Annotated in this window: 21 protein-coding genes; 12 read left to right on the top strand and 9 right to left on the bottom strand. The window is 65.8% G+C overall.

The window, feature by feature from the left end:
• Positions 1-277: 277 nt before the first annotated feature.
• From nirB to HV681_RS00080, 6 genes are read left to right on the top strand one after another with little or no spacing between them, the layout of a single operon-like run.
• Positions 278-2,839 (top strand): nitrite reductase large subunit NirB, encoded by a 2,562-nt coding sequence (gene nirB, locus HV681_RS00105; RefSeq protein WP_175121136.1) that lies wholly within the window; start codon positions 278-280, stop codon positions 2,837-2,839.
• Positions 2,839-3,189, top strand: a complete 351-nt coding sequence (gene nirD, locus HV681_RS00100; RefSeq protein ID WP_175121135.1) for a nitrite reductase small subunit NirD — start codon at positions 2,839-2,841, stop codon at positions 3,187-3,189. The genes nirB and nirD overlap by 1 nt, the downstream gene beginning before the upstream one ends.
• Before the next feature lie 49 nt (positions 3,190-3,238).
• Positions 3,239-4,051, top strand: coding sequence for a formate/nitrite transporter family protein (locus HV681_RS00095; RefSeq protein ID WP_056562246.1), 813 nt, complete (start codon positions 3,239-3,241; stop codon positions 4,049-4,051).
• Between the two features lie 11 nt (positions 4,052-4,062).
• Positions 4,063-5,808 (top strand): bifunctional protein-serine/threonine kinase/phosphatase, encoded by a 1,746-nt coding sequence (locus tag HV681_RS00090; RefSeq protein WP_175121134.1) that lies wholly within the window; start codon positions 4,063-4,065, stop codon positions 5,806-5,808.
• 12 nt (positions 5,809-5,820) lie between these two features.
• A complete protein-coding gene (cobA, locus tag HV681_RS00085) occupies positions 5,821-6,597 on the top strand; it encodes a uroporphyrinogen-III C-methyltransferase (protein WP_175121133.1) in 777 nt (258 codons plus the stop codon).
• Between the two features lie 39 nt (positions 6,598-6,636).
• The gene (locus HV681_RS00080) at positions 6,637-7,899 is read left to right on the top strand and encodes a nitrate- and nitrite sensing domain-containing protein (RefSeq protein WP_175121132.1); all 1,263 of its coding nucleotides are present in this window, start codon (positions 6,637-6,639) and stop codon (positions 7,897-7,899) included.
• A 9-nt stretch (positions 7,900-7,908) separates the two neighbouring features.
• On the opposite strand, the gene HV681_RS00075 is transcribed toward HV681_RS00080, so the two are convergent.
• The 3 genes from HV681_RS00075 to HV681_RS00065 all read right to left on the bottom strand — a co-directional run bounded on the left by HV681_RS00075 (position 7,909) and on the right by HV681_RS00065 (position 12,172).
• The gene (locus HV681_RS00075; RefSeq protein WP_175121131.1) at positions 7,909-9,435 is read right to left on the bottom strand and encodes an MFS transporter; all 1,527 of its coding nucleotides are present in this window, start codon (positions 9,433-9,435) and stop codon (positions 7,909-7,911) included.
• A gap of 63 nt (positions 9,436-9,498) precedes the next feature.
• Positions 9,499-9,954, bottom strand: coding sequence for a MarR family winged helix-turn-helix transcriptional regulator (locus tag HV681_RS00070; protein WP_175121130.1), 456 nt, complete (start codon positions 9,952-9,954; stop codon positions 9,499-9,501).
• A 100-nt stretch (positions 9,955-10,054) separates the two neighbouring features.
• On the bottom strand, positions 10,055-12,172 hold the full coding sequence (locus tag HV681_RS00065) for a transcriptional regulator (RefSeq protein ID WP_254594837.1): 2,118 nt from the start codon (positions 12,170-12,172) through the stop codon (positions 10,055-10,057).
• A gap of 161 nt (positions 12,173-12,333) precedes the next feature.
• On the opposite strand from HV681_RS00065, the gene HV681_RS00060 reads away from it, so the two are divergent.
• Entirely contained in the window at positions 12,334-13,182 is an 849-nt protein-coding gene (locus HV681_RS00060) for a class I SAM-dependent methyltransferase (RefSeq protein ID WP_175121128.1), read from the top strand.
• 207 nt (positions 13,183-13,389) lie between these two features.
• Here the strand turns inward: HV681_RS00060 and HV681_RS00055 are convergent, their stop codons facing one another.
• Positions 13,390-14,451 (bottom strand): LacI family DNA-binding transcriptional regulator, encoded by a 1,062-nt coding sequence (locus tag HV681_RS00055; protein WP_175121127.1) that lies wholly within the window; start codon positions 14,449-14,451, stop codon positions 13,390-13,392.
• A 112-nt stretch (positions 14,452-14,563) separates the two neighbouring features.
• On the opposite strand from HV681_RS00055, the gene HV681_RS00050 reads away from it, so the two are divergent.
• The 5 genes from HV681_RS00050 (at position 14,564) to HV681_RS00030 (ending at position 20,762) form a co-directional block, all read left to right on the top strand.
• On the top strand, positions 14,564-15,586 hold the full coding sequence (locus HV681_RS00050) for a TRAP transporter substrate-binding protein (RefSeq protein WP_105239374.1): 1,023 nt from the start codon (positions 14,564-14,566) through the stop codon (positions 15,584-15,586).
• 11 nt (positions 15,587-15,597) lie between these two features.
• Entirely contained in the window at positions 15,598-17,478 is a 1,881-nt protein-coding gene (locus tag HV681_RS00045; RefSeq protein WP_175121126.1) for a TRAP transporter large permease, read from the top strand.
• A gap of 66 nt (positions 17,479-17,544) precedes the next feature.
• Positions 17,545-18,084, top strand: a complete 540-nt coding sequence (locus HV681_RS00040) for a VOC family protein (RefSeq protein ID WP_175121125.1) — start codon at positions 17,545-17,547, stop codon at positions 18,082-18,084.
• A gap of 24 nt (positions 18,085-18,108) precedes the next feature.
• Positions 18,109-19,386 (top strand): ribulose-bisphosphate carboxylase large subunit family protein, encoded by a 1,278-nt coding sequence (locus HV681_RS00035; RefSeq protein WP_175121124.1) that lies wholly within the window; start codon positions 18,109-18,111, stop codon positions 19,384-19,386.
• Positions 19,383-20,762 carry a four-carbon acid sugar kinase family protein gene (locus HV681_RS00030; protein WP_175121123.1) on the top strand — a complete coding sequence of 460 codons (1,380 nt, stop codon included), beginning with the start codon at positions 19,383-19,385 and terminating at the stop codon, positions 20,760-20,762. The genes HV681_RS00035 and HV681_RS00030 overlap by 4 nt, the downstream gene beginning before the upstream one ends.
• Before the next feature lie 17 nt (positions 20,763-20,779).
• Here the strand turns inward: HV681_RS00030 and HV681_RS00025 are convergent, their stop codons facing one another.
• From HV681_RS00025 to HV681_RS00005, 5 genes are all read right to left on the bottom strand, one after another.
• A complete protein-coding gene (locus tag HV681_RS00025; RefSeq protein ID WP_217467813.1) occupies positions 20,780-22,099 on the bottom strand; it encodes an MFS transporter in 1,320 nt (439 codons plus the stop codon).
• A 43-nt stretch (positions 22,100-22,142) separates the two neighbouring features.
• Positions 22,143-22,616 (bottom strand): RidA family protein, encoded by a 474-nt coding sequence (locus tag HV681_RS00020; RefSeq protein WP_175121122.1) that lies wholly within the window; start codon positions 22,614-22,616, stop codon positions 22,143-22,145.
• Entirely contained in the window at positions 22,613-23,680 is a 1,068-nt protein-coding gene (locus HV681_RS00015; RefSeq protein WP_175121121.1) for a DUF4392 domain-containing protein, read from the bottom strand. Before HV681_RS00015 ends, HV681_RS00020 begins: the two co-directional genes overlap by 4 nt.
• Positions 23,681-23,686: 6 nt before the next feature.
• Positions 23,687-24,685 (bottom strand): threonine ammonia-lyase, encoded by a 999-nt coding sequence (locus HV681_RS00010; protein ID WP_254594836.1) that lies wholly within the window; start codon positions 24,683-24,685, stop codon positions 23,687-23,689.
• A 198-nt stretch (positions 24,686-24,883) separates the two neighbouring features.
• On the bottom strand, positions 24,884-25,804 hold the full coding sequence (locus HV681_RS00005; RefSeq protein ID WP_175121120.1) for a LysR family transcriptional regulator: 921 nt from the start codon (positions 25,802-25,804) through the stop codon (positions 24,884-24,886).
• Positions 25,805-26,027 lie beyond the last annotated feature (223 nt).

Genomic DNA, 26,027 nt, shown 5'->3' with positions numbered 1-26,027 from the left:
GGATATGCACCGATACGAAGCACGCGCGCGGATCCGCGCGGATGGGCCGCTGAACCTCATCGCGGCTTCGCACCGCCCTCCTTCCCTATGAATCGCAAGGGAATTTCCCCCGACACATCGCGCCTCGACATACCTGGCATGGACTTTGCTTAATTGCCTATGTGCGGGTGCAAACCCGGCAAGACAACGTGAGCAGTACCGGCAATGGCGCCCCGACCGAAAGGTCCAGGGCGCCGTTTGTCTTTTGAAACCGAAAATCCAAGCCTGGGGAAATCCCATGAATGCAGCGGCCACCTCCGATTCCTTGCAGACGCTGATTGTCATCGGCAACGGCATGGTGGGCCATCATTGCGTCGAGCAATTGATCGCCCGCGGCGCCCTCGAGCGCTATCGCATCACCATCTTTGGCGAAGAAACCCGCCGCGCCTATGACCGCGTCCATCTGTCCGAGTACCTGAACGGGCGCGACGCCGAGTCGATGGCGCTGGGCGAGGCCTCGCTGTATGAGCAGGACGGCGTGACGCTGCGCCTGGGCGAGCCCGTGCTGGACATCGACAGCCACGCGCGGGAAGTCATCACCGCCAATGGCCGCTTCGCCTACGACAAGCTGGTGCTGGCGACGGGCTCCTATCCCTTCGTGCCGCCCATCGCGGGCGCCGAGGGCAATTCGCGCCTGGTGTATCGCAGCATCGACGACCTGGACCTGATCCGCGAAGCCGCCAGCGGCGCGCGGCGCGGCGTGGTTGTCGGCGGCGGGCTCTTGGGGCTGGAAGCGGCCAACGCGCTCAAGTCGCTGAATCTGGAAGCGCACGTGGTCGAGTTCGCGCCGCGCCTGATGCCGGTGCAATTGGACGAGGCCGGCGGCGCGGCGCTGAAGGCGCGCATCGAGGCGCTGGGCGTGGGCGTGCACCTGTCGCGCGCCACGCAGGACATCAAGCCGGGCACGCAATACCGCTACCGCATGCGCTTTGCTGAAGGCGCCCCGCTGGAAACCGACCTGATCGTGTTCTCGGCCGGCATCCGTCCGCAGGTGTTCCTGGCGCGCAAGGCCGGGCTGGCGCTGGCCGAGCGCGGCGGTGTCGCCATCGACGACCGCTGCCGCAGCAGCGACGAACACATCTACGCCATCGGCGAATGCGCGTCGTGGAACGGCACGGTATTCGGTCTGGTTGCCCCCGGCTACCAGATGGCCCGCATTGTCGCCGCCGAACTGTGCGGCGCGCCGGAACAGGCCTTTTCGGGGGCCGACATGTCCACAAAGCTCAAGCTGTTGGGCGTGGACGTGGGGTCGATTGGCGACGCGCACGGGGCCACGCCCGGCTCGCGCAGCTACCGTTTCATCGATGAGGCCGGTTCCAGCTACCGCCGCCTGGTGATCTCCGAGGACGGCAAGCGTGTCCTGGGCGCGGTGCTGGTGGGCGACAACAGCTACTACGACACGCTGCTGCAATACGCGCAGAACGGCATCGCACCGCCCGCGGATCCGTCCAGCCTGATCCTGCCGCAAGGCCAGGCCGCGCCGCTGCTGGGCGTGGACGCTCTGCCCGCCACCGCCACGATCTGCTCCTGCCACAACGTCAGCAAGGGCGCCGTCTGCGACGCCATCGACGGCGGCTGTACGGACCTGGCGGGCGTCAAGGCCTGCACCAAGGCGGCCTCGGGCTGCGGCGGCTGCGCGGGCCTGCTCAAGCAGGTGGTCGAACACGAACTGGCCAGCCGCGGCGTCGTGGTGGACAAGAGCCTGTGCGAGCACTTTGCCTACACCCGCCAGGAGCTGTACGCGATCGTGCGCGTGAGCGGCGCCGAGACCTTCGAAGAAATCCTGGCCAGCCACGGCCGTGGTCACGTCGGCTGCGAGATCTGCAAGCCCGCCATCGGCTCGATCCTCGCGTCCTGCTGGAACCGGCCCATCCAGGACCCGCACCTGGTGCCGCTGCAGGACACCAACGACACCTTCATGGCCAACATGCAGAAGAACGGCACCTATTCGGTGGTGCCGCGCATGCCGGCCGGCGAAGTCACGCCGGACGGCCTGATCGCCGTCGGCATGGTCGCCAAGAAATACAACCTGTACGTCAAGGTGACGGGCGGCCAGCGCATCGACCTGTTCGGCGCGCAACTGCACGAGCTGCCCGGCATCTGGTCGGAACTCATCGCCGCCGGCTTCGAGACGGGCCACGCCTACGGCAAGTCCACCCGCACCGTGAAGTCCTGCGTCGGCAGCACCTGGTGCCGCTTCGGCGTGCAGGACAGCGTGAAGATGGCGCTGGACATCGAGCACCGCTACAAAGGCCTGCGCGCCCCGCACAAGCTGAAGTTCGCCGTGTCCGGCTGCACCCGCGAATGCGCCGAAGCGCAAAGCAAGGACATCGGCGTCATCGCCACCGAAAACGGCTGGAACCTGTACGTGTGCGGCAACGGCGGCATGCGCCCGCGCCACGCCGAGCTCTTTGCCACCGACCTGGACGACGCCACCCTCATCCGCTACATCGACCGCCTCTTGATGTTCTACATCCGCACGGCCGACAAGCTGCAGCGCACGTCGGTGTGGCGCGAGTCGCTGGAAGGCGGCCTGGACTATCTGAAGGCGGTCGTGATCGACGACAGCCTGGGCCTGGGCGCCGAGCTTGAAGCGCAGATGCAACTGGTGGTGGACCGCTACGAATGCGAATGGGCCAACGCCCTCAGCGACCCTGAAAAGCTCAAGCGCTTTCGCACCTTCGTCAACGACAGCCAGGGCGACCCCGACATCCAGTTCGTTCAGGAACGCGGCCAGCCCCGTCCGGCCCCGGCGCGCGCCGTCCAGCGCGTCATCCCGATTGCCGAGGAGATCGTCTGATGGCCGCCCTGCCCAACACCCACCCCGCCTGGCGCCACGCGTGCAACCGCCAGGACCTCGTCGCCAACTCCGGCGTCGTCGCCCTGGTCGATGGCGCGCAAGTCGCGCTGTTCTACCTGCCCGACGCCGCGGGCCAGACCTTGTACGCCGTGTCGAACCGCGACCCGAAGTCCGGCGCCAACGTCATCGGCCGTGGAATCGTGGGCCAGCTGGCCGGCGACCTGGTGGTGGCGTCTCCGCTCTACAAGCAGCACTTCCGGCTGGCGGACGGCAGCTGCGTGCAATTTCCCGAGCAGCGCCTGCAGACCTGGCAGGTGCGCTTGAACGGCGACGCGGTCGAAATCGCCTGACGACCGCCGCAAACGTATTCATCACATCAGCACAGCAACAGGAAACATCATGTCCTACCTCGCTCCCTCCGAGTTCGTCACCAAGATGGTGGATGCCGGCGAATCGAAGCTCTACATGGCAACCCGCGACGTCCTGATCCGCGCCTTCATGGCCGGCGCCATCCTCGCGATTGCCGCGGTCTTCGCCGTCACCGTCACGGTGCAGACCGGCTCGCCCATCCTGGGCGCCGCGCTCTTTCCCGTCGGGTTCTGCATCCTGTACCTGATGGGCTTCGACCTTCTGACGGGCGTATTCGTACTGACCCCGCTGGCGCTCTTTGACAAGCGGCCCGGCGTCACGATGGGCGGCATCCTCAAGCACTGGGGCAAGGTCTTCGTGGGCAACTTCCTGGGCGCGCTGACCGTCGCCGTACTGATGGCCATCGTCTTCACGTACGGCTTTTCGGTGCCGCCCAACAAGGTCGGCCAGGTCATCTCGCACATCGGCGAAGACCGCACGCTGGGCTACAAGGAATACGGCGCGGGCGGCATGCTGACCATCTTCATCCGCGGCGTGCTGTGCAACTGGATGGTGTCGCTGGGCGTCGTGGGCGCCATGATCTCGACCACCGTCAGCGGCAAGGTCATCGCCATGTGGATGCCCGTCATGCTGTTCTTCGCGATGGGCTTCGAGCACTCCATCGTCAACATGTTCCTGTTCCCGTCAGCCATGATCATGGGCGGCAACTTCTCGATCATGGACTACATGATCTGGAACGAAATCCCGGTGGTGCTGGGCAACCTGATCGGCGGCATCTCGCTGACGGGCCTGACGCTCTACACCACGCACATGAAGACCGCGCCCAAGCGCCGCTTCAACTGATACGACCCGGCATGGACAGCTTTACGCCCGGCGCGCCCGCCGCCTCGCTGACAGTGGCGGTGGGCCAGCACACCGATCGCGGCGTCAAGCCCGTCAACCAGGACTTCCACGGGCTGTGCGTGCCGGGCGAGCCGCTCCTGGGCGCCAAAGGCATCGCCATCGCGCTGGCCGACGGCATCAGCAGCAGCAACGTCAGCCACATCGCCAGCGAGACGGCGGTGGCCAGCTTTCTGGAAGACTATTACTGCACGCCCGAGACCTGGTCCGTGAAGAAGTCGGCCCAGAAGGTGCTCAGCGCGGCCAACGCCTGGCTGCATTCGCAAAGCCGCCAGCGCCATGGGCAAGACCAGGACAGCGGCTACGTCTGCACGCTGACCGTGATGGTGCTCAAGGGCGCCACCGCGCACATCCTGCATATCGGCGACGCGCGCATCTATCGCCTGCGGGATGGCGCGATCGAGCAGCTGACCGAGGATCACCGCGTCTGGGTCGCGCACGACAAAAGTTACCTGGGCCGCGCGCTGGGCCTGGCGCCGCATCTGGAAATCGACTATCACACCCAGGCCGTGGAACCCGGCGACGTGTTCCTGCTGGCGACCGATGGCGTGTACGAGCATGTCGGCGACGACGATCTGCGCGAGGCCGTGGCCGCCAACGCCAGCGATCTGGACGCCGCCGCGCGCGCATTGGTCGCGCTGGCGCTTGCCCGCGGCAGCGACGACAACCTGACCATGCAAATCGTGCGCGTCGACGCCCTGCCCGCGCGCCAGGCCGCTGAGATGGCGCAGTATTCCGGCAGCCTGCCCTGTCCGCCGTTGCTGGACGTGGGTCAGACGTTCGAAGGCTTTCGCATCACGGACGAGCTGCGCGCCAGCAGCCGCAGCCACGTTTACCTGGCCGAAGACCTCGACAGCGGCGACACCGTCGTCATCAAGATCCCGTCCTTGGACCTGCGGCACGACCCCGCCTATCTGGAACGCCTCTTGACCGAGGAATGGCTGGCGCGCCGCATCGACAGCCGCCACGTCGTGCGCGCCTGGCCGCGCACGCGGCAGCGCCGCTCGCTCTACACCGTGAGCGAATACATCGAAGGCCGCACGCTGACGCAATGGATGGCGGCCAATCCGCGTCCGGCGCTGGAACCGGCAATCGCCATCATCGAGCAGATCGCACGCGGCCTGCAGGCGTTTCACCGGCTGGAGATCGTGCATCAGGATCTGCGGCCGGACAACATTCTGATCACGCCCGACGGCACGGCAAAGATCATCGATCTGGGCTCGGCCCGGACGGCCGGCATCCAGGAACTGGGCGCCGATGGCGACGACGCCATGCCGGTGCTGGGCACCGCCCAATATGCGGCGCCCGAGTACTTCCTCGGCGAAGCCGGCACGGCGCGGTCCGACATCTATTCGCTGGCCGCGATCCTGTACCAGATGCTGTCCGGCCGCCTGCCGTATGGCGCCGATGTCGCGCGATCGCGCAGCCGCGCCGCGCAACTACGGCTGACCTACGTGTCGGTGCTGGACCGGGAACGCGAAATCCCGGCGTGGATCGACAGCGTGCTCAGCCGGGCCCTGCATCCCGACCCGCAGCACCGCACGCCCGAGCTGTCCGAATTCACGCACGCGCTGCGCAATCCGCCCGACGTGCGCGGCGGCGAACGCCTGCCCCTCTTGGAACGCAATCCGGTGGCTTTCTGGAAAGGCCTGTGCCTGATCCTGGCCATCGTGATCGTGATCCAGGCCCTGACCTCCTGAAACGAGACGACCATGCCCGCCACGAATCCCACCGTGTCCCTGATCGGCGCCGGCCCCGGCGATCCCGAGCTGCTGACCTTGAAAGCCGTCAAGGCGCTTGCCCGGGCCGACGTGGTCCTGGTCGACGACCTGGTCAACCCCGAGATCCTGCAGCACTGCCCCAACGCCCGCATCGTGCGCGTGGGCAAGCGCGGGGGCTGCCGCTCCACGCCGCAGGACTTCATCCAGCGCCTGATGCTGCGCTACGCCCGCCAGGGCCTGCGCGTGGCACGGCTCAAGGGCGGCGATCCCTGCATCTTCGGCCGCGGCGGCGAGGAAGCGCAGTGGCTTAGCGACCACGGCGTAGCCTGCGAAATCGTAAACGGCATCACCGCCGGGCTGGCCGCGGCAACGTCGGCCGGGATCCCGCTGACGCAGCGTGGCATGGCCCAGGGCGTTACACTCATCACCGCGCATTCGCAGGACGGCGCAACGCCCGACTGGTCGGGCTTGGCACGCAGCGGCACGACGCTGGTGGTCTACATGGGCGTGGCAAAGGTGCACGACATGACCGCCCAGTTGCTGGCTGCCGGCATGGCGCCGGACACGCCGGTAGCGATGATCGAGCGCGCGTCGCTTCCCGGCCAGCGGGTCTGTCCGTCGACGCTGGCCAGCATGGCGTCCGATGCCCAGACCTTCCGGTTGCGCAGCCCTGCCGTGCTGGTCATCGGCGAAGTCGCCGCCTGCCGTATGTTCGGCGTGCTGGACGACGCGGGCGGCGTGCTTGCGCCGCAACGCCGGACGGCCTGATTTCCGCGAAGACGCGCCTCACCCCGCACAGAGATACCGATGGCCGAACGCCACATGCCGCCGCCGCTGCGCTTCCTGCTCGCCGCCCGCCGCAGCGAACTTCAAGGACTGGAAGTCCTGGCCGCCACCTGCGACCTGGTGCTGCGCATCAGTGCGCTGGTGCACGCGCTGCAAAAGGAGCGCGGCTACTCCAACCTGACCCTGTGCAGCGCCGCGGACCGGCTGCAGCCGGTGCTTGCCGGCCTGTCGAGCGACGCGCAGGCCGTGGAAGCCGGCGTACGCACATTTCTTGATGGACTGGAATCCGACCCCGCGGCCGGCAGCGGCCGGGCACGCCTGCTCAATTGCATCGCCTACGCCCTCTTCCGGCTGGACGAGCTGCCGGCCTTGCGCCGCGAGGTCCGCGACCGGCGCGTGGCGGTGGAAGACGCCGATACCCGATTCACCCAGGTGATCGGCAGCCTGCTTGCAGTGGTCTTCGAAGCCGCCGACTCTTCACTCGATCCGGATGTCACGCGCCTGTTGGTGGCGCTGCTGAATTTCATGCAAGGCAAGGAACTGAGCGGCCAGGAGCGCGCCTGCGGCGTCATGGGCTTTACAGCCGGCTGGTTCGACGACGCCCGCAAGGCGCGCATGCTGGGCCTCGCGGCCAACCAGGCCCGCAGCTTCGGCGTCTACTCGCAGTATGTGCAGGGCGCGCCACTGCAGGCGTGGGACCAGATCCAGCAGCAGGCGCAACCCGTGCAACGCATGCGCGACATGGCGCAGCACACGTCGGACGCGCAGCGCGTCGACAGCGGCCTGGCCGAGCTGTGGTTCGACCTGTGTACGGCGCGCATCGACGCCATGCGCAACGTTGAAACCCAATTGGCGCAGGAACTGGCGCAGCAGTGCGCCCGGCGCATCGCCGACACCCGCCAGGAACTGGACGACCGCCGCCTCCTGCTCAGCCGCTACACCGATCATGCCAGCGGCCGCGTCCCCAGCATGGTGTTCAGCGTGCAGAGCCGCATCCTGGATGTGCCGCCCGAGGACGGCGTGGGCGGCGAGCTGGAACGGTCGATTCTGGACATGATGCGCGAGCAGACGCTGCGCATGCAGCACGCCGACGATGCGCTGACCAGCGTGCGGGGCGCGCTGGACGACAGGAAACGCATCGACCGCGCCAAGCTGCTGTTGATCAGCCGCTACGGCCTGACCGAGCAGGCGGCGCACGAACGCCTGCAACGCGCGGCAATGGACGGCGGCCTGTCGCTGGCGGACGTGGCGCGGCAGATCATCGCGCAGCTGGGCGGCAACTGAACCCTTCTCCTAGCGGAACACGCGCTGGACTAGGCTGACGACGGCCGCCACCAGCGCCACGCCCGCCACGATTCGGAAATGATCCAGGCTGGCCAGCAGCACCGACTGCTGGTCCAGCAGTTGCGCGATCTGCGCCGTGGCAAGCTGCCGCGCCTGTGCCGGCCCCGCCGCCGCGGTGAAATAGGCGGTCAGCTGCGCCATCGCCGCCTCGAACTGCGCATTGCCCGTCGCAATGCTTTCCCGCAGCACCGTGTAGTGCCGCGACGTGAACCACTGCTGCCCGATGGTGGCCAGCATGATCCCCAGCGCCTGGCCGACCTGCGCCAGCATGTTCTTGACCTGCTGCGCATGAGCGAACACTGCCGGGTCGCCCGTCAGGCCCGTAAAGGTCTGCATCGCGGTCGTGGGCATGAGGGTCATGATGAACATGCCGTAGCAGGCCAGCGCGGGAAACACGTCGGTCCACATGTTGGCCGTGGGCGTCAAGCGTGACATCCACACCCCGAACGCCGCCAGCGCCAGGAAGCCGGTCACGAAGAACTTGCGCGGCGAGGGCCAGCGCGGCAGCAATTGCGACATCACGGCCCAGGTCAGCACGCCCGCCCCCAATCCCAGCGCAAAGAATTTGCCCGCGGTGACCCAGGCCTGCCCCAGCGCACGCTGCAGCATCACCGGCACCAGGTAGCCATTGGCCCCGAGCATCACATAGCAGACCGTGAAGAGCGCCAGTCCGCAGAGGAACCGTGCTTCGTTCATGCCGCCCAGCCGGAGCAGCGGCGCGCCGTTGCGCGTTTCCGACCACACGAAGTAACCCAGCGCGGCTACCCCCGCCGCCGCCGACAGCGCCAGGAGGCTGCCGTGGCTGAAGAAGTCGTAATACGCGCGCTGCAACGCATGCAGCACCAGGAAGCTGCCCGCGCCCAGCGCGGCGATCGGCAGCAGGCGCACGTTGCCGGCCAGGACCGATCCCGCCTCGCGTCCCGGCATGGCCAGCAAGACGGGCGCCATCGCCAGCACCGACAACGCCGCGATCAGCCAGAACATCAACGGCCAGCCATCGTGCTCGACCGCCATCGCGGCCAGCCAGGGCGCCAGCGCGGTCCCCAGGCACAGGCCGGTCGCCAAGGCCTTGATGCCCAGGAAGCGCGCGGGGCTGGGCGGAATCAGGTTGACGGTCAGCCGGGACGAGGTAAGCATCGCTGCGCAGCCCAGCGCCATCAACACGCGCCCCAACAGGAATTGCGCCGGGTCCTGCGCCAGCGCGCAGACCGCCGCGCCCATGCCGGCGGCGGCCAGCGACGCCAGCAGGTAGGCGCGCAAGCCCAGCCGATGCGTAAGCCAGCCCTGCAACGCGATCATCATGACCGCCACGCAGGCGTAGATGAGCGCGATGTGGGTGTATTCCTCGGGGCTGGCGCCGATTTCTCCCATGATGGGCGCTGCGCCAAAGGTGGCCATGCCGTTCTGCAGGAAGTCGATGAACGTCAGCGCGCCGATGACGAGGAGCAGCGGGACGGAAGGCTTGGGGTGGGACATGGTTCACAGCCCAGGCTGTATATGCCTAGGCAGATAAATGGGTAAAAAAAAGCGCCCGGCAAATTACGCCGGCCGCGCGTTGATCAGGATCCGGGATAGCAGCTTGTGCAGCACTTGCGCCTCTGCCTCGGAAAAGCCGTCCAGCAGCCGGCGAAACGCCACTTCGGTGGCTTGGCGTGCTTGCGGAAAAGCCGCCTTGCCCTGTTCGGTGAGCTCGATCAGCGAACTGCGGCGGTCGGCTTCGTTTTCGACCCGGCGAATGAAGCCCTTGGCCACGATCCGATCCAGCAATCGGGTCATGGCGCCCGAGTCATAGGACAGCACCCGGCAGAAGTCGCTGAGCGTGCGTCCCCACCCCTTGACGATGCAATTGAGCACGACGTACTGCTGCACGGTGATCTGCAACGGGGCCAGATCGTGGTCCAGTGCGTCCAGAATGCCGTTGCGCACCGACGTCACCAGGAATCCCAGTTCGCCGGTGCACAGTTCGTCCAGCACAGAAGGAGTTGCGTTGCTCATGATGGGCCCGGCGCGCCGCCGTCGATATCAATGACGGGATATTAGCTGCCTAGGCAGCTACCTAGCAAGCGGAATCTGGCGAAGCGTGGCGAATGCTGCACTATCCGATTCCGATCCGCCGCGCGCCCTCGCGGAACAGCGCCTGCGTGTCGGGCTCCAGCCGGAATGACGCCAGGAAGTCGTCGACCCGGTAGGTCGCCTGCGCCTTGCGGATGGCGGGCAGAAACCCCAGCGCCTCGTCAGTTCGGCCGGCCAGCGACAGGCAGCAGGCGGCAATCGCCAGGATGTGCACGTGCGCGTTGGGGCGCGCGGCGGCCTTGATCGCCCATCCGGCCGCCTCCTCGATCCGGCCCAGCCGCACCAGCGCCAGTGCGCGCACGGCCAGCATGCCGAACAGCAGCGGATCGAAAGGGCTCAAGTGGCGCGAGTGATCGGATGCGCCGATGGCGGCTTGCGCATCGCCCATCTGGCAGTCGACAAAGCCCAGCGTGTAATGGCCCAGCGCGAAGTTCGGGCTGAGGTCCACGGCGATCCGCAGTTCACTGACCGACTGATCCTGGCTGCCGCGCAGCCACAGCGCCCGCCCCATCGCCCAATGCGCCGCCGGATCGCGGTCATCGGCGATCAGGCTCTGGCCGGCGGTTTCGAACGCCCGATCGATGGCATCGCCCTGCTCGTCCCAACGCTGGAACGCGGTCTGCCAATGCGTGAACGACAAGCCCGCATAGGCCCGCGAAAATGTCGGATCCAGCCGCACCGCCATCTCGAAGAAATGCCGGGCCTGCTCATTGTCGGTACGGTTGAACCGGTACATATGCCACAGGCCGCGGTGATGCGCCTGCCACGCGTCCAGCGAATTGGGCGGCGTCAGGATCGCGCGGTTGCGCTCCGCCGCCTCGATCTCGATGTCGACAGACGCCACGATCCGGTTGCCGATCTCGTCCAACGCCAGCAAGGCGTCATCGAACGGGTGATCCAGGACATCGGCCCAGACGATGCGCGCCGTGCGTGAATCGACCAGTTGCACGTCTACGGCAAGGCGCTGACCGTGGCGCCGCAGCGAGCCGCTGACGACATAATCCACGTTGAGCGTGCGGCCCGCTTCCTCCGGTCCGACGCTGCGCTGATCCAGCGCAAACACGGTGCCCTGCGCAATGACGAACAGGCTGCGCAGCTTTGCCAGCCGCGCGATAACGTCAAAGGCCAGGCCGTCCGCCAATCCGCCCCGTACACCGGCCTGCGCGGACCGGTCCACGAACGGCATGACCGCGATGGATGCCCGTCCGCGCCGGTCCGGCGGGAGCTCGGAAAGGCGGGAAAGCAGATCCGCTTCAGGCGGCGGCTGGAACGGCGGGTCGGCCGTGATCTGCGCGCCTGTCTCGGCCGTGATCGTCGCCCCCGCCTCTCCAGGCCGCGGCGCCACCGCAAAAGCCGGATCCAGCGCTTGACCCAAGCCCTGCCCCCAAGTCTGCACGCCGCCCGCCCGCCGGGCGCGCACGTCACGCCACGCCTCGCGCAGCGGCCGCCCATCCAGCCCCTCGGCCTCAAACGCGCGCACGGCCGCAGCCAGATGTTCCTCGCCTTCGCGCCACTGCCCGCGCAGGCCTAGCGCGTCCAGCATCAGTTCATGCGCCTGCGCATCGAACGGCGCCAATTGCAGCCACTTGTCCAGGCAGGCGAAGCGTTCTTCCGCGCCCGCCGGCAGGCTTGCGGCCTGGTGCGCCAGCACGGCCGCATGGCAGGCGCGCAGGCGCCGCCGCTGCGCGGTCTGCCAACTATGGAAGAACGGACTGCGGCCGATCTCAAGCCCTTCCAGGAAATCGCCCTGGAACAGCGCCAACAGGGCACGCAGCCTGTCGGGCCCCGCCTTGTCGATGCCGTCCTGCATCGCCGCGCCGATGTCCAGGACATCCACGCGGCAATCGGACAGGTCGAGGCGCACCGCGTCCTGCACCGTCTCGACCCGGCGGCGGCCCGGCTCATCCAGCAGGCCGCGCGCCTTGCTCAGGCACCAGCGCAGCTCGCCGCGCGGATCGTTCGGAATATCCCACAGCAATTCGCACAGGTGCGCCCGCATCACGGCGTTCGGGGCCAACGCCAGGTAGGCGATCAGCGCCCGCAGCTTGCGCGACGGCGGCAACGCCAGCGGCGCGCCCCCGCGGCTGATCGCCAGCGGTCCCAGCATGCGCACGTGGATGCCCGCGCCGGTCGAATCCACGGCAGATTCCACGCCCGCTACCACGCTCGCCTCCACGCCTGGTTTTTATCGTTGTTTCCGGGGCGCACGGCACGCGAATTCCTTCTCGGCGCTGGTTGCACTACCCCGGCGCGCTGGCAATGGATGCTGTCGCGCACCCCACGCAATAACGGAGAGTCACCATGTCCATTTCCTCCCTTGCCACCAGTGACGTGCGCGAAACCGCACAGCCCGACCTGGCCGCCTTGAAGACCCGCCAGCAGGGCACCTGGTCCTCCGGGGACTACGCCGTCGTCGGCACCACGCTGCAGATCGTAGGAGAACAGCTTTGCGAAGCCCTTGATGTCCGCGCCGGGCAGAAGGTGCTGGACGTTGCCGCCGGCAACGGCAATGCCACGCTGGCCGCCGCCCGCCGCTGGTGCGACGTCACGTCGACCGACTACGTGCCCGCGCTGCTCAGCCGCGGCCGCGAACGCGCCGCCGCGGAACGCCTGAAGATCGAATTCCAGGAGGCCGACGCCGAGGCGCTGCCCTTCCCCGACGCCGCGTTCGACGTCGTCATGTCGACCTTCGGGGTGATGTTCACGGCAGACCAGGACAAGGCCGCGTCCGAGCTGATGCGCGTGTGCAAGCACGGCGGCAAGATCGGCCTGGCCAACTGGACGCCCGACGGCTTCATCGGCCAGATCTTCAAGACCATCGGCAAGCACCTGCCCCCGCCCGCCGGCGTCAAGTCGCCCGCGCTGTGGGGAACCAAGGCGCGCATCGAAGAGATGTTCGGATCGCAAGCCAAGTCGATTCAGTGCGAACCGCGCCACTTCGTGTTCCGCTACCGCTCGCCGGAGCACTGGATGCAGGTTTTCAAGACCTACTACGGCCCGCTGCTCAAGGCCTTCGGCGCGCTGGAACCCGCGGCGCAGACGGCGCTGACCGCCGATATCACCGCGCAGATCGAACGTTTCAACCGCTCCGGCGATTCGGCGGTCGTGGTGCCCAGCGAGTACATGGAAATCGTGATCACCCGCCGGTGATCGCGCGGCAGACCCCGCCTCGCAAGCGGCGGGATCGGCCTGGCGGTCGGCTGTGTGGTCCATGGCGCAGCGCCTTCACGGCCGTCCGCCGGCAAGCGCCGGGCAACCGTTGTAGAGGAACCATCCGTTGAAGTAGGCAGCGGCGTGCCCCGCCGCTGCCGCACTGGGTGCGAGCCCATAGCCGAAATAATACGCCCGCCCCCACCCCTACGGCAGGTTCTCCCGGAATATCACCTGGCTGCGCGCCAATTCCACCCCATTCATCGCGCTGCGCTTATCCCGCAGATTGCTGAAAATGCGGACACAGCTCATCAGCGCTTCCATCGGGCTTTGCGTGATCACGGCGTCCATCGTGCCGTCGATCAGCAGCGAACGCGTGTCCGGCGTCAGTCCATGCCCGATGAAAACAACCCGGTGCTGCTGCCCTGCTTCTTTCAGCGCGCGGGCCACACCGTCTGACGCGCCGCCGATGTTGTAAATCCCGGCAAGCTGCGGATACTGCTCCAGCAACTGCCGCGTCTGTTCGTAGTTGCGCTGCGCGTCGTCATAGCCTTCGCGCAAGTCCACCACCTGCATGGCTTGGAATTGTTCGGCGTAGAGCTGCAGAAATCCGCTTTCCCGCTCTTCATGGGCGCGGTAATGCCGCGACCCCGCGATCAGCGCCACATGCGCCGCGCGCATACCGATAAAGCGCGCGATCAGATAGCCGGCCGTGCGCCCGGCGGCCCGGTTGTCCAACCCCACGTAAGCCGTGCGCGCACTGTTGGCGATGTCCGAGATCAGCGTCACCGTCGGCACGCCCTGCTGCGCCAGCGCATTCACGGCCTCGCGCACCACGGGGTGCTCCAGCGCCATGAACGCAATTCCGTCGGCCCGCTTGCCATGTTTGGCCAGCGCCTGCGCCAGCGCATCGGGATTGAAGCTTTCCACGTACTCGACATGGCACTTGGCATTTAACGGCGCAAAGTGCTCGTGCGCAAAGTTGACGGTATCGCCCAGCATGCGCAGATAGCGATTGCTGCCGCGCGGCAGCAGGAACACCAGCCGCATCGGCTCGGGCGCGGGGGCCGCGTACGCCTCTTCGTCCGGCAGGTAATCCAGTTCGATGGCGGCCTTGAAGACCTTTTGCGCCGTGGCCGGGCGCACGCCAGGCCGGCGATTGAGCACGCGATCGGCCGTGGCCGTCGACACGCCCGCGCGGGCAGCCACGTCCGCCAGCTTGGCGAGTCCACGAGAGGAGGCGCTTCTATTCACATCAAAAACCATCATGAATAAGATTTGACGATGATAGCGCCTATTCACTATTGTCCACAGTGCCGCAGGGCTAAGGCGGTTTTGTGGCACATCAAAAAACATCATAAGCAAGACAACGGAGACAACCATGAAGCTGCTTACTCGCCGCAGTGCCCTGCGCCGCCTTTGCGCGGTTCCCGCCCTCGCCGTCGCCGGCACCGGCTTTCCGCTGATCGCCCGCGCCGCCGATTACTCGCTCAAGTACGGCAACAACCTGCCGGTGACGCATCCGCTGAACATCCGCGCCCAGGAAGCGGCCGAACGCATCCTCAAGGAAAGCAACGGCCGCGTCGACATCAAGATCTTCCCGAACAACCAGCTTGGCGGCGACACCGACATGCTGGCTCAGGTGCGCTCGGGCGGCATCGACTTCTTCACGCCGTCCGCCCTGGTGATCGCCACGCTGGTGCCGGTGGCCGCCATCAACGCCGTCGGCTTCGCGTTCAAGGACTACGACCAGGTCTGGAACGCCATGGACGGCGCGCTGGGCGCCCACGTGCGCGCCGCCATCGCGCAGCGCAAGCTCTACGCCTTTGAAAAGATGTGGGACAACGGTTTCCGCCAGACCACCAGCAGCAAGGGTCCGGTCAATACGGCCGCTGACATGGACGGCCTGAAGATCCGCGTGCCGGTGAGCTCGCTGCCGATCTCCATGTTCAAGGGCCTGGGCGCCGCGCCTGCCAGCCTGCAGTTCAGCGAGGTCTACTCGTCGCTGCAGACCAAGGTGGTGGACGCGCAAGAAAACCCCCTGCCCATCATCCAGGTCGCCAAACTGTACGAAGTGCAGAAGTACTGCTCGCTGACCAAGCACATCTGGGACGGCTACTGGTTCATCGCCAACGGCCGCATGTGGGAAGGCCTGCCCGCCGACCTGAAGACGGTTGTGGCGCGCGGCATCAACGAAGCCGGCCTGGCCCAGCGCGAAGACATCAAGAAGCTCAACGCCTCGGTGCAGGCAGACCTGGAATCCAAGGGCCTGGTGTTCAACCAGCCGTCCGCCGACAGCTTCCGCGAACAACTGCGCACCGCGGGCTTCTACAAGGAATGGCAAGGCCGGTTCGGCAATGAGGCCTGGGGCCTCCTGGAGCAGTCCGTCGGCAAGCTGGCCTGAGGTCGCGCGCCATGTCCTCCCTGTCCGCTCCCCACGCCGCGGCGCCCGCGCTGCCGGCCAATCCCCTGCGCCGGGCGGCCGGCGCGCTCGACAGCGTGTTGGGCACCGTGGTCGAACACGTTGCCGCAGCCATCGTGCTGGTCGAGATCCTCGTCCTGTTTGCGGGCGTGGTGGCGCGCTACGCGTTCCACAGCCCGCTGGTCTGGTCCGACGAACTGGCGTCAATCCTGTTCCTCTGGCTGTCCATGCTGGGCGCCGTCGTGGCGTTGCGGCGCGGCGAGCACATGCGCATGACGGCGCTGGTGAACAACGTCAGCCCGGCGCGTCGCGCGCAGCTTGAAACCGCAGCGCTTGCGGCGTCGCTGGCGTTCCTGGTGCTGATCCTGGCGCCCGCCATCGAGTACGCGCATGAAGAACACTTCATCATCACGCCGGCGCTGGAACTGAGCAATGCGTGGCGTGCCTCGGCGATTCCGGTTGGCATGGGCCTGATGGGCGTCATTGCGCTGCTGCGCCTCTTGCGCACGCAGCCGCTACCGCAGGTGGCGATGGCGCTGGCGGGCGTGGCGGCGGTCGTCGGCCTGTTCTGGCTCGCGCAGCCCCTGTTCTCCGGACTGGGCAAGCTGAACCTGGTGATCTTCTTCGTGGGCATCGTCGCCGCCACCGTGTTTTCGGGCGTGCCGATCGCATTCTCGTTCGCGCTGGCCACCTTCTCGTACCTGGCGCTGACCACCAACACGCCGATGGTCGTCATGGTAGGCCGGCTGGACGAAGGCATGTCGCACCTGATGTTGCTCGCGGTGCCGCTCTTCATCTTCCTGGGCTCGCTGATCGAAATGACCGGCATGGCGCGCGCCATGATCCAGTTCCTGGCCAGCCTGCTCGGCCACGTACGCGGCGGATTGTCCTACGTGCTGATCGGCGCCATGTATCTGGTGTCCGGCATCTCGGGCTCGAAGATCGCCGACATGGCGGCCATCGCGCCCGTGCTGTTCCCCGAAATGAAAAAGCGCGGCGCCAAGCCTGGCGATCTGGTCGCCCTGCTGTCCGCCACCGGCGCGCAGACCGAGACGATTCCGCCGTCCATCGTGCTCATCACCATCGGGTCGGTGACGGGCGTGTCGATCGCCGCGCTGTTTACGGGCGGCCTGCTGCCCGCCGTCGTGCTGGGCCTGGCCCTGTGCGGCGTCGTCTGGTGGCGCTACCGCAAAGAAGACCTGAGCCTCGTCCAGCGCTTCACCTTCAAGGAGATCGGCCGGTTCTTCATGATCGCGCTGCCCGCCGTGGCCCTGCCGTTCGTGATCCGCGCCGCCGTCGTCGAAGGCGTGGCCACCGCCACCGAGGTCTCCACCATCGGCATCGTGTATTCCGTCGTCGTGGGCCTTGTGATCTACCGCTGCTTCGACTGGGCGCGTGTCAAGCCCATGCTGATCGAGACTGCCTCCCTGTCCGGCGCCATCATGCTGATCGTGGGCTGCGCCACCGCGATGGCGTGGGCGTTGACGCAATCGGGCTTCTCGGGCGATCTGGCCAAGCTGATGGCGGGCATGCCCGGCGGCAGCTACGGCTTCCTGGCCGTCTCCATCGTGGCCTTCATCATCCTGGGCAGCGTGCTGGAAGGCATCCCCGCCATCGTGCTGTTCGGTCCGCTGCTGTTCCCGATCGCGGTGCAGGCCGGCGTGCATGAAGTGCACTACGCGATGGTTGTGATCTTCGCCATGGGCATCGGCCTGTTCGCACCGCCCTTCGGTGTCGGCTACTACGGCGCCTGCGCCATCAGCCGCGTCGATCCCAACGAAGGCATCCGCCCGATCTGGGGCTATATCGGCGCGCTGCTGATCGGCCTGATCGTCGTCGCCGCCTTCCCCTGGTTCTCCATCGGTTTCCTGTGACGCAGCGCGGCCCCTTGCGGGCCGCGCCCTTCCCGTCTCTCAGCCACCCTTTTATAAAGATCCAACATGAGTCGTTTCCTGGGCGAGATCCGCCAACTCGGTTATGTCGTGCACGACATCGAAGCCGCCATGGACTACTGGAGCACCAAGCTCGGCGTGGGACCCTGGTACTACAACCCGCGCGTGCCCATCGTCAATTACCAATACGACGGCAAGGGCTATGAACCGCACAACTCCGTTGCCCTGGCCAATTCCGGCTATGTGCAGGTCGAACTGATCCAGACCCGCAACGACGTGCCCTCCATGTACCGCGACTTCCTGCAAGCCGGCCGCACCGGCCTTCAGCACGTCGCCTACTGGACCGAAAGCTACGACGCTGACCTGGAACGCCTGTTGGCGCAAGGCTTCAAGCCCAAGATGAGCGGTGAAGTCGGCGAGAAAGGCCGCTTCATTTACTTTGACACCGAATACCACCCCGGCACCGTCATCGAGCTCTCCGAAGTGGCCGGCCCCAAAGGCCGCCTCTTCGACCTGATCCGCGAAAGCTCGGTGAACTGGGACGGCAAGGACCCCGTCCGCGCATTCCCCGACCTGAGCCGCCTCTGATACACCCCTGCCGCACACGCCACCATGAATTCCCAATCGTTTACCGCCACCTACCTGATTGAGACCCCCGTCGACCCCGCCAAGGTTGCGGAGGTCATGGCCGGCGAGCAGTCCTGCGGCACCTTCACGCGCGTGCAGGGCGAAACGGACGAGCTGCGCGCCCGCGCCCGCGCCCGCATCGAATCCATCGAAACGCTGGAAACGGTCGACACGCCCAGCCTGCCCAATGCGTATCTCGCGCGACAGCCGGGTGGCATGCCCGGCAAATTCCAGCGCGCACGGCTTCGCATCGCGTTTCCGGTCGCCAACGTGGGCGCCAACCTGCCCACGCTGGCCGCCACGGTCGGCGGCAATCTGTACGACCTGGGCGAAGTCACCGGCCTGCGGCTCGAAAGCATGGAGCTGCCCGCCAACTACCGTGCGCAATTCGACCTGCCCCAGGTCGGCATCGCCGGCACGCGCGCGTTGACCGGCGTGGACAAGGGTCCGCTGGTCGGCACCATCATCAAGCCCAACGTCGGCCTCTCGCCCGAGCAGACTGCGCACCTGGTGGCGCAGCTTTGCGCGGCCGGCGTGGACTTCATCAAGGACGACGAGGTGTGCGCCAACCCGGCCCACGCCCCGCTCGCCCAGCGCGTCGCCGCCGTAATGGCCGTGGTGCGCGCGCACCGCGAACGCACCGGCCGCAACGTGATGGTCGCGTTCAACATCACCGACGAAACCGATGCCATGCGCCGCCACGCCGAGCTGATCGAACGCGAAGGCGGCACTTGCGTCATGGCCAGCCTGAACTGGTGCGGCTACTCCGCCATCCAGACCCTGCGCCGCAGCACGCCGCTGGCGTTGCATGGCCATCGCAATGGGTTCGGCGCGCTGTCTCGCCATCCGCTGCTGGGCATGGGATTTCAGGCGTATCAGACGCTGTGGCGGCTGGCGGGCGTGGACCATATGCATGTGCATGGGTTGCAAGGGAAATTCTCGCAGGAGGACAGCGAAGTCGTGGACTCGGCGCGCGATTGCCTGGCGTCGTTGACACCGGGAATCGACGACGCCGTCATGCCTGCTTTCTCGTCGGGTCAGTGGGCCGGCACGGTGCCCGCCACGTGGGCGGCCGTGCGCAGCGACGACCTGCTGTTCATGTCGGGCGGGGGCATTCTTGCGCATCCGGATGGCCCGGCGGCTGGGGTGCAAAGCATTCGTCAGGCGTGGCACGCCGTGCGCGACAACCAGCGGCTGGAAGACTACGCCCGCAACGCGCCTGAGTTGCAGCGCGCGCTGGAATTTTTTGGAAGCCGCGCATGATTGGCGGCACCGCGCCGCAGGTGTGCTGGTATGGCGACGACTTCACCGGCGCCACTGACACGCTCGCCGAGGTCGCGCGGGCGGGCCTGCGCAGCCTGCTGTTTTTGGGCGTGCCTTCTTCTGCGCAACTGGAACGGGCCGGGCCATTGGACGCCATCGGCATCGCCGGCGCCGCGCGTGGGATGGCGCCGGCGGAGATGGTCGAGGAACTGCGCGCGGTTGGCGCGTTCATGGCCAGCACCGGCGCGCGCGTGCTGCATTACAAGTGCTGTTCCACCTTCGACAGCGCGCCACACGTCGGCAGCATCGGCGTGGCGGTGCGGGAGCTGCGCCGGCATTTTGCGAATCCCATCGTGCCGATCGTTGGCGGGCAGCCCAGCATTGGCCGGTACTGCAGCTTCGGAAACCTCTTTGCACGCGCGGGGTCTGCGCCCGAGATTCATCGCATTGATCGCCATCCCGTGATGAGCGTGCATCCTGTCACGCCGATGCACGAGGCAGATTTGCGGCGGCATTTGGAAGCGCAGGGGTTGGAGGGCGTGCGGTCGGTGCCGCATGTTGCTTATCCCCCGAGTGCGAACTTGGCAGTGAACACGGGTACGGACTCCGCAGTGAGTTCCGGTACCGACTTAGCCTCGCTCGATGCGTGGATCGAACAGGTCACGGAGAGTGCGGACGGACCGCTGCTGCTGGATCTGGTGGACGAATCGCAGCTCGCCGCGATCGGCCGCCTGATCCAACGCGCCGCAGCCCGCGCCCCGCTGGTGGCTGTCGGCCCGAGCAGCGTGCAGCAAGCTCTGGCTCGCGCCCGGCCCACCGGACAAGCCCCCGCTACGCAGGCTGCCCCACTCGGCCCGTCGGACGGCCCGGTGCTGGTTGTCGCGGGCAGCCTGTCGCCTGTCACCGCCCGGCAGATCGCCGCTTCCGAAAGCTATACGCGCCAACCGCTGCAAGTCGCGCGTCTGCTGGCTGATGCCGGCTATGCCGCGCAACAGGTTGCGTTGGCCGCCGTGACATTGGCCGAAGGCCGCAACGTCCTGGTGCATACCGACAGGCCTGTCGGCACGGTCAGCGCAGACCAGACCGCCGCAACAGCCCGCGCCACCGCCAGCCTCGCCGCGGACATCGTGCGCGCCAGCGCAACAGCCGGTCAACGGCTGAATCGCATCGGCATCGCAGGTGGAGACACTTCCAGCCAGGCGACGCTTGCCTTGGGATTGTGGGGACTGGCGTTTCGCTGCGTGCTGGCGCCGGGGGTGACGGTCAGCGTTGCACGCAGCGACGACCCTGTGATCGACGGCATTGAGCTGATGCTCAAGGGCGGGCAAATGGGCGGGGATCGCCTGTTTGATGCGTTGGCCGCAGGCGACGCCTGAGCGGCCAACGCATCGGCTCAACGATTCACCAGCTTCTTGGGCAGCGTCAACGTAAGAGCCGCACCGATCATTGCCACGCAGGCGATGAATATCACGCCATTATCGGTGCTGCCTGTGACATCCTTGACGACACCGACGACATACGGGCTGACAAATCCGCCCAGTCCTCCGAAGCAGTTGATCAGTGCCACGCCCGCTGCCATGCCGACGCCCGAAAGAAACAATCCGGGAATCGTGAACAGCATGGACGTCGTGCTGTAGGCGCCAACCGCGGCGATCGTCAGCGACAGAAGCGCCAGCCCCATCGACCCATGGAACCAGACACTGCCAATCAAGCCGACGCACACGCAGGTGAACGGTCCGACCAGATGCCAGCGGCGCTCGCGCATGCGATCAGAACTGCGGCCGATCAGATACATCACCACGAAAGCCGCGGTGAACGGCACTGCGGTGTAAAGACCCACGTGCATGACGTCCCCCACGTTCAGCTGCTGCACAAGCGTGGGTAGCCAGAACGACACGCCGTAAGAGCAGATGGCCGAGCAGAAGCAGATGCTGGTCATCTTCCACACCCGCCGGTCTTTCAGCGTGGCCGCGAGCGACACGGTGGACTTGTCGTGGCGGGTGAGCTCGCGCTCGGCGTGGAGTTCGCCTTCCACCAACTCGCGCTCGCCCTGCGTGAGCCACGGGGCAACCGCGGGACTGTCGGCCAGATACTTCAGGCACAGCAGGCCGAGGATCAGCGACGGCACGGCTTCGATAAGGAACATCCATTGCCAGCCAGCCAACGAGTGCGCTCCGTGGCCCCATTCGATGATGGCGCCAGAAAGCGGCGCGCCGATCATGCCTGACAACGGTACCGCCCCCACAAAGAGCGCCACCATCTTCGCGCGCTTGTTTGCCGGAAACCAATAGGTCAGATACAGGATCACGCCAGGATAGAAGCCGGCCTCGGCCGCGCCCAGCAGAAAGCGCAACACGTAGAACTGCGTCGGCGTCTCGACAAAGGCAAAGCAGGCCGAAATGATGCCCCACAGAATCATGATGCGGGAAATCGTCCGCTTGGCGCCGATGCGCATCATCAGCAGATTGCTGGGCACCTCGAAGATCAGGTACCCGATAAAGAACAGTCCCGCGCCCAAGCCATAAACGGCATCGCTGAAGCCCAGGTCGTTCAGCATATGCAGCTTGGCAAAGCCGATATTGATGCGGTCCAGATACGCCGCCACGTAGCACAACATGAGAAACGGCATGATGTGCAGCGCCACCTTGCGGTAGACGGCATTCCGGTCCGGCGCATTTCCCGCGTAGGCGGGCTGAGTCAGAGTTGCTTGCACGAATTTTCCCCTTGCGGATGTCAGGCGGACGCCCCGCCCCGACTTATGGTTTGAGTTGGAAGATGGCTTCGACTTCCACCGCCATGGCCGACGGCAGCGATGAAGCGCCGGTGGCGATGCGCGCATGAAGGCCGCGTTCGCCCAGCACAGCGGTCAGCAAGTCCGATGCGCCGTCCAGGACCTTTGAATGGGCATCAAAGTCCTCGGCGCAATTGACCACACCGGCCAGCCGCACCGAGCCGGCGACGCGCGCCAGATCGTCCCCGCAGGCCTGAGCCAGATGGCCGAGCACGTTGAGCGCGCACAGGGCCGCGGCATCGCGGCCTTGCTCGACGCTTAGATCGCGCCCCACGCGGCCCGAGAACTCCAGCACGCCGTTGCGCCGCGGCGCCTGTCCCGCGACGAACAGCAAGTCTCCGGCGCGCACGGCCGGAACGTAACTGCCGCGCGGCGGATTGACCGTTGGCAATGCAAGTCCCAGTTCGGCCAGCCGACCGGAGATGGTGGTTGCGCTCATTTCAGTTGCCTCCAGTCGCCCTGATGCCCCTGCCAGTTGATCGAGTGACCCAGCGCACGCATCACACTGCCACGCAGTGCGCGAACCATCCCTGCGTACTCCTGCATGGCAATGCCGTCATGCGCTGGCTCCGGGGCCATGAACATCCCATCCACGCCGCCGCTGGCGACGCACAGCTCGGTGCTGCGGATTTCCAGTTCGGGCTCGTGGAACACCACCGGGTTCTCCAGCAAGGCAGCAAGCGCCGCCACCACGCCCGTTGCACCAAAATTGGAGATGTTCGACACCACCAGCCAGTCGGCAGCCGTGACAGCGGCGACGCCGCCGCGTCCCGGTGTGCCGGTATCCGCAGCCTTGGGTGAAAACCGTGGTAAGTCCTCGGCAATCACGCCCATGCCTAGCTCGTTGCCGCCGTCACCGATGCCGATGAACGGGATCTTTGCCGCCTGGATTTTCTCGAACAAATAGTCCAGATTGGCGACCAGCCCGTCCAGCGGGCGACCGCCCAACCCGTGGTACAGGCCCTTGGCGTTCTTCCCGGGCCGTTCGATTGCGATCGCGGCGCAGGGACGCGTTATTGTCACCAGCGCGTCGCAAACTGCGTGTGCGCCGCGATCGTCCTTGGGGACCGTCTTGATATACACCGGCCGCAAGAAATCGAAGGGCTTGATGACGCCATCTTCCGGGAACGGCATCGGCGCCAGGCCCGCGCCGCGGCAGGTGGCGATCATCATCTCCTCCCAGTCTTCGTCGATGACGATGACGGTCTCGCGACGCAACCCCAGGAAAAAGGCCCGGGCCATCAGCGCGGCACCGATCGGGCCATCGGTTTCGGGCGCACCGCCGCCTTCCGGAAAACCTGTCGCGATCAGGATCGGTCCGGCGCTTTCCTGGGTGGCCTGCTGCAACCGCTCGGCAGCGCCCATGCACGCATATCCAGGCTGTCGCGTCTGCAGCGCCTCGTAGAGATTGCCGATCAGTCCCACGCCGGTGTAGTCGACGCGCATGAAGTCGTCGATGGTGCGTGCAACGCGGTGATATGTCTTGGATTCAGAATTCAGCATGATAGGTCAGGCGTTCAAGGCCTCGATGAAAACAGGGGTATCGACGTTGCCGCCGCTCAGTACGACGACAACGGTCTTGCCCGCAACGTCAATTTTTCCCGCGAGCACGGCGGCAAGCGGCACGGCGCCGCCCGGCTCCACCACCAGACGCAGGTGTTGATACGCGGCTTTCATTGCACGCCTGACCTCGTCGTCGGTGACGACAAGGCTGCCGGAAAGCAGATCCAGGTTGATCGGAAAGGTCAGCTTGCCCGGCTTCACCACCTGCAGCGCGTCGCAGATTGACTTGGCGCCGGGCGCATTGCTTTCAGGCTGGCCGGATGCCAGCGATCGCGCCAGTTCGTCAAAGCCCGCTGGCTCACCGGCATACACCGCCGTTTCGGGCGACAGCGACTTCACGGCCGTCGCCACGCCAGCGACCAGACCGCCGCCGCTGGACGCCGCAATCACGATATCCAGCGGCGCGCCCATGTCGCGGGCCTGCTCAACGATTTCCAGGCCGACGGTGCCCTGTCCGGCCATGATGTGCGGGTCGTCATAGGGCGGAACGATCACGGCGCCGGTCCTGCCAGCGATTTCCGCGCCAATCGCTTCGCGGTCGTCCTTCTGGCGGTCGTACAGCACCACCTCCGCACCGTTCGCGCGTGCGCCTTCAATCTTGGCCCGGGGCGCGTCGGCCGGCATGATGATCGACGCCGAAATGCCTAACGTGCGAGCCACCAACGACGTGGCCAGCGCGTGGTTGCCGGATGAAAACGCCACCACGCCTGCTCGCTTTTCTGCGTCGGACAGTTGCAACAACCGGTTGACGGCCCCCCGGAACTTGAAGGCCCCGGCGTTTTGCAAGGATTCGGCTTTGACCAACACCCGCGCCCCCGTCAATGCATTGAGCGATGCGCTCTCCAGCAAAGGGGTACGCACGATGTGGGAACGAATGCGTTCGTGTGCCTGCTGCACGTCACCAAGCGTGATGGCAAAGGCGGATGTGGGATCTGCGGTATTCAAGGCTGCTCCTGGCTGAATGGGATTTTGCGCACCCATTACATCCCGGTCGTTTCATAACAACCAATCCTATCTTTGGATAGAAATCAATAAGGCTGTCTTATTGATCGCAGTTTTCCGAGGAGCGTGCACTCTCAGCGGGCGCACGAAGTCCGCAGTTATCAGGGAAACCACTAATACGTTGACGAGGTGAAAGAACTGCTAGAGGCGGGCTTTTTTTCGCCCACGCGGATTGCCAGCGGATGAAGCCCGCGCAATCTCGCCGGCAAGCTCGGACAACGCCTCTTTCGTCTGTTGGTCACTGCCTGGCGCATAAGCCACGGCAAAGGACAGATCACGCAGTTGCATCTGCGCCCGCCGAACCTTCAACCGCCCCTGCGCCACTTCCTTCGCTACCGCCAACCGCGGGACGACGCATACGCCATAGCCATCCTCTGCCATGCGAACGATGGTGGACAGGGACCAGTTGGTAAAGATTCGAGGCGCGCCATGCTCGGGGGTAGTCAGTTCCCGATGAAGAAACGTATACGGGTAGGTCCGCTTGGGAAAAGTGATCAGAGGATGTCGCGCTACCTCGCTGTTCGACAAAGGTTCTTTCCCCACTTTCAGCGAAGGCGCCGACAGAAAGTTGAGTTCGTAGCTGCAAAGCGGCTTTTCAATCAGCACATCGTCATTCAATGGCCCGAGCAGGAAGGCCATGTCCAACTCACCCGACTTCAAGTTTTCGCGCAGGGTGGGCGTGATATCCACGACAAAATCGATAATCACATTGGGATAGCGCTTGCGGCATTGCTCCAGGAACTCCACCAGCCAGGTATGAACGATGGTTTCGGCAACGCCAAGACGAATGACTCCACTGATCGCCTGCTCTTCAGCTACCTTCATCATCATTTCCGAATGCAGCGCCATGAAACGCTCGGCGTACCCATACAGGACGCGGCCCTTCGCGGTGAGCTTTACCGCGCGAGACGTCCGGTCCAGCGCCTTGATACCCAGTTCCTTCTCCAACGCCGCAATTCGTTGTGAGACTGCAGGCTGAGTCGTGTGCAGTTTTGCCGCAGCTTTGTTGAAGCTGCTGAAGTTGACCACCCAGTAAAAGACCTCAAGGCTTTTGAAATTCATTTGGATTTTGCGTCAGCGGGAGAGTTCGGCGGCGCCGATTCGACGGCTATTGTGCAGCCCGGCGGCACGACCACGGGGGCATGGCTCGAATTTTATATTCCCGGGTGTCTGACACCCTGATATGGTCGCTGTCGTCAATAGGAATGGTTTGCTGGTTGGAAATCAGTGACACGGGGTGATGCGACACAAGCCTGCTGCTGCGACGATAGATCAGACTGATATC

This window comes from Achromobacter animicus, from assembly GCF_902859585.1.
In the GTDB taxonomy this organism is placed as follows: Bacteria; Pseudomonadota; Gammaproteobacteria; order Burkholderiales; family Burkholderiaceae_B; genus Achromobacter; species Achromobacter animicus.
Note: the sequence above shows the minus strand (reverse complement) of the source record. Positions and strands in the feature narration are given on the sequence as shown.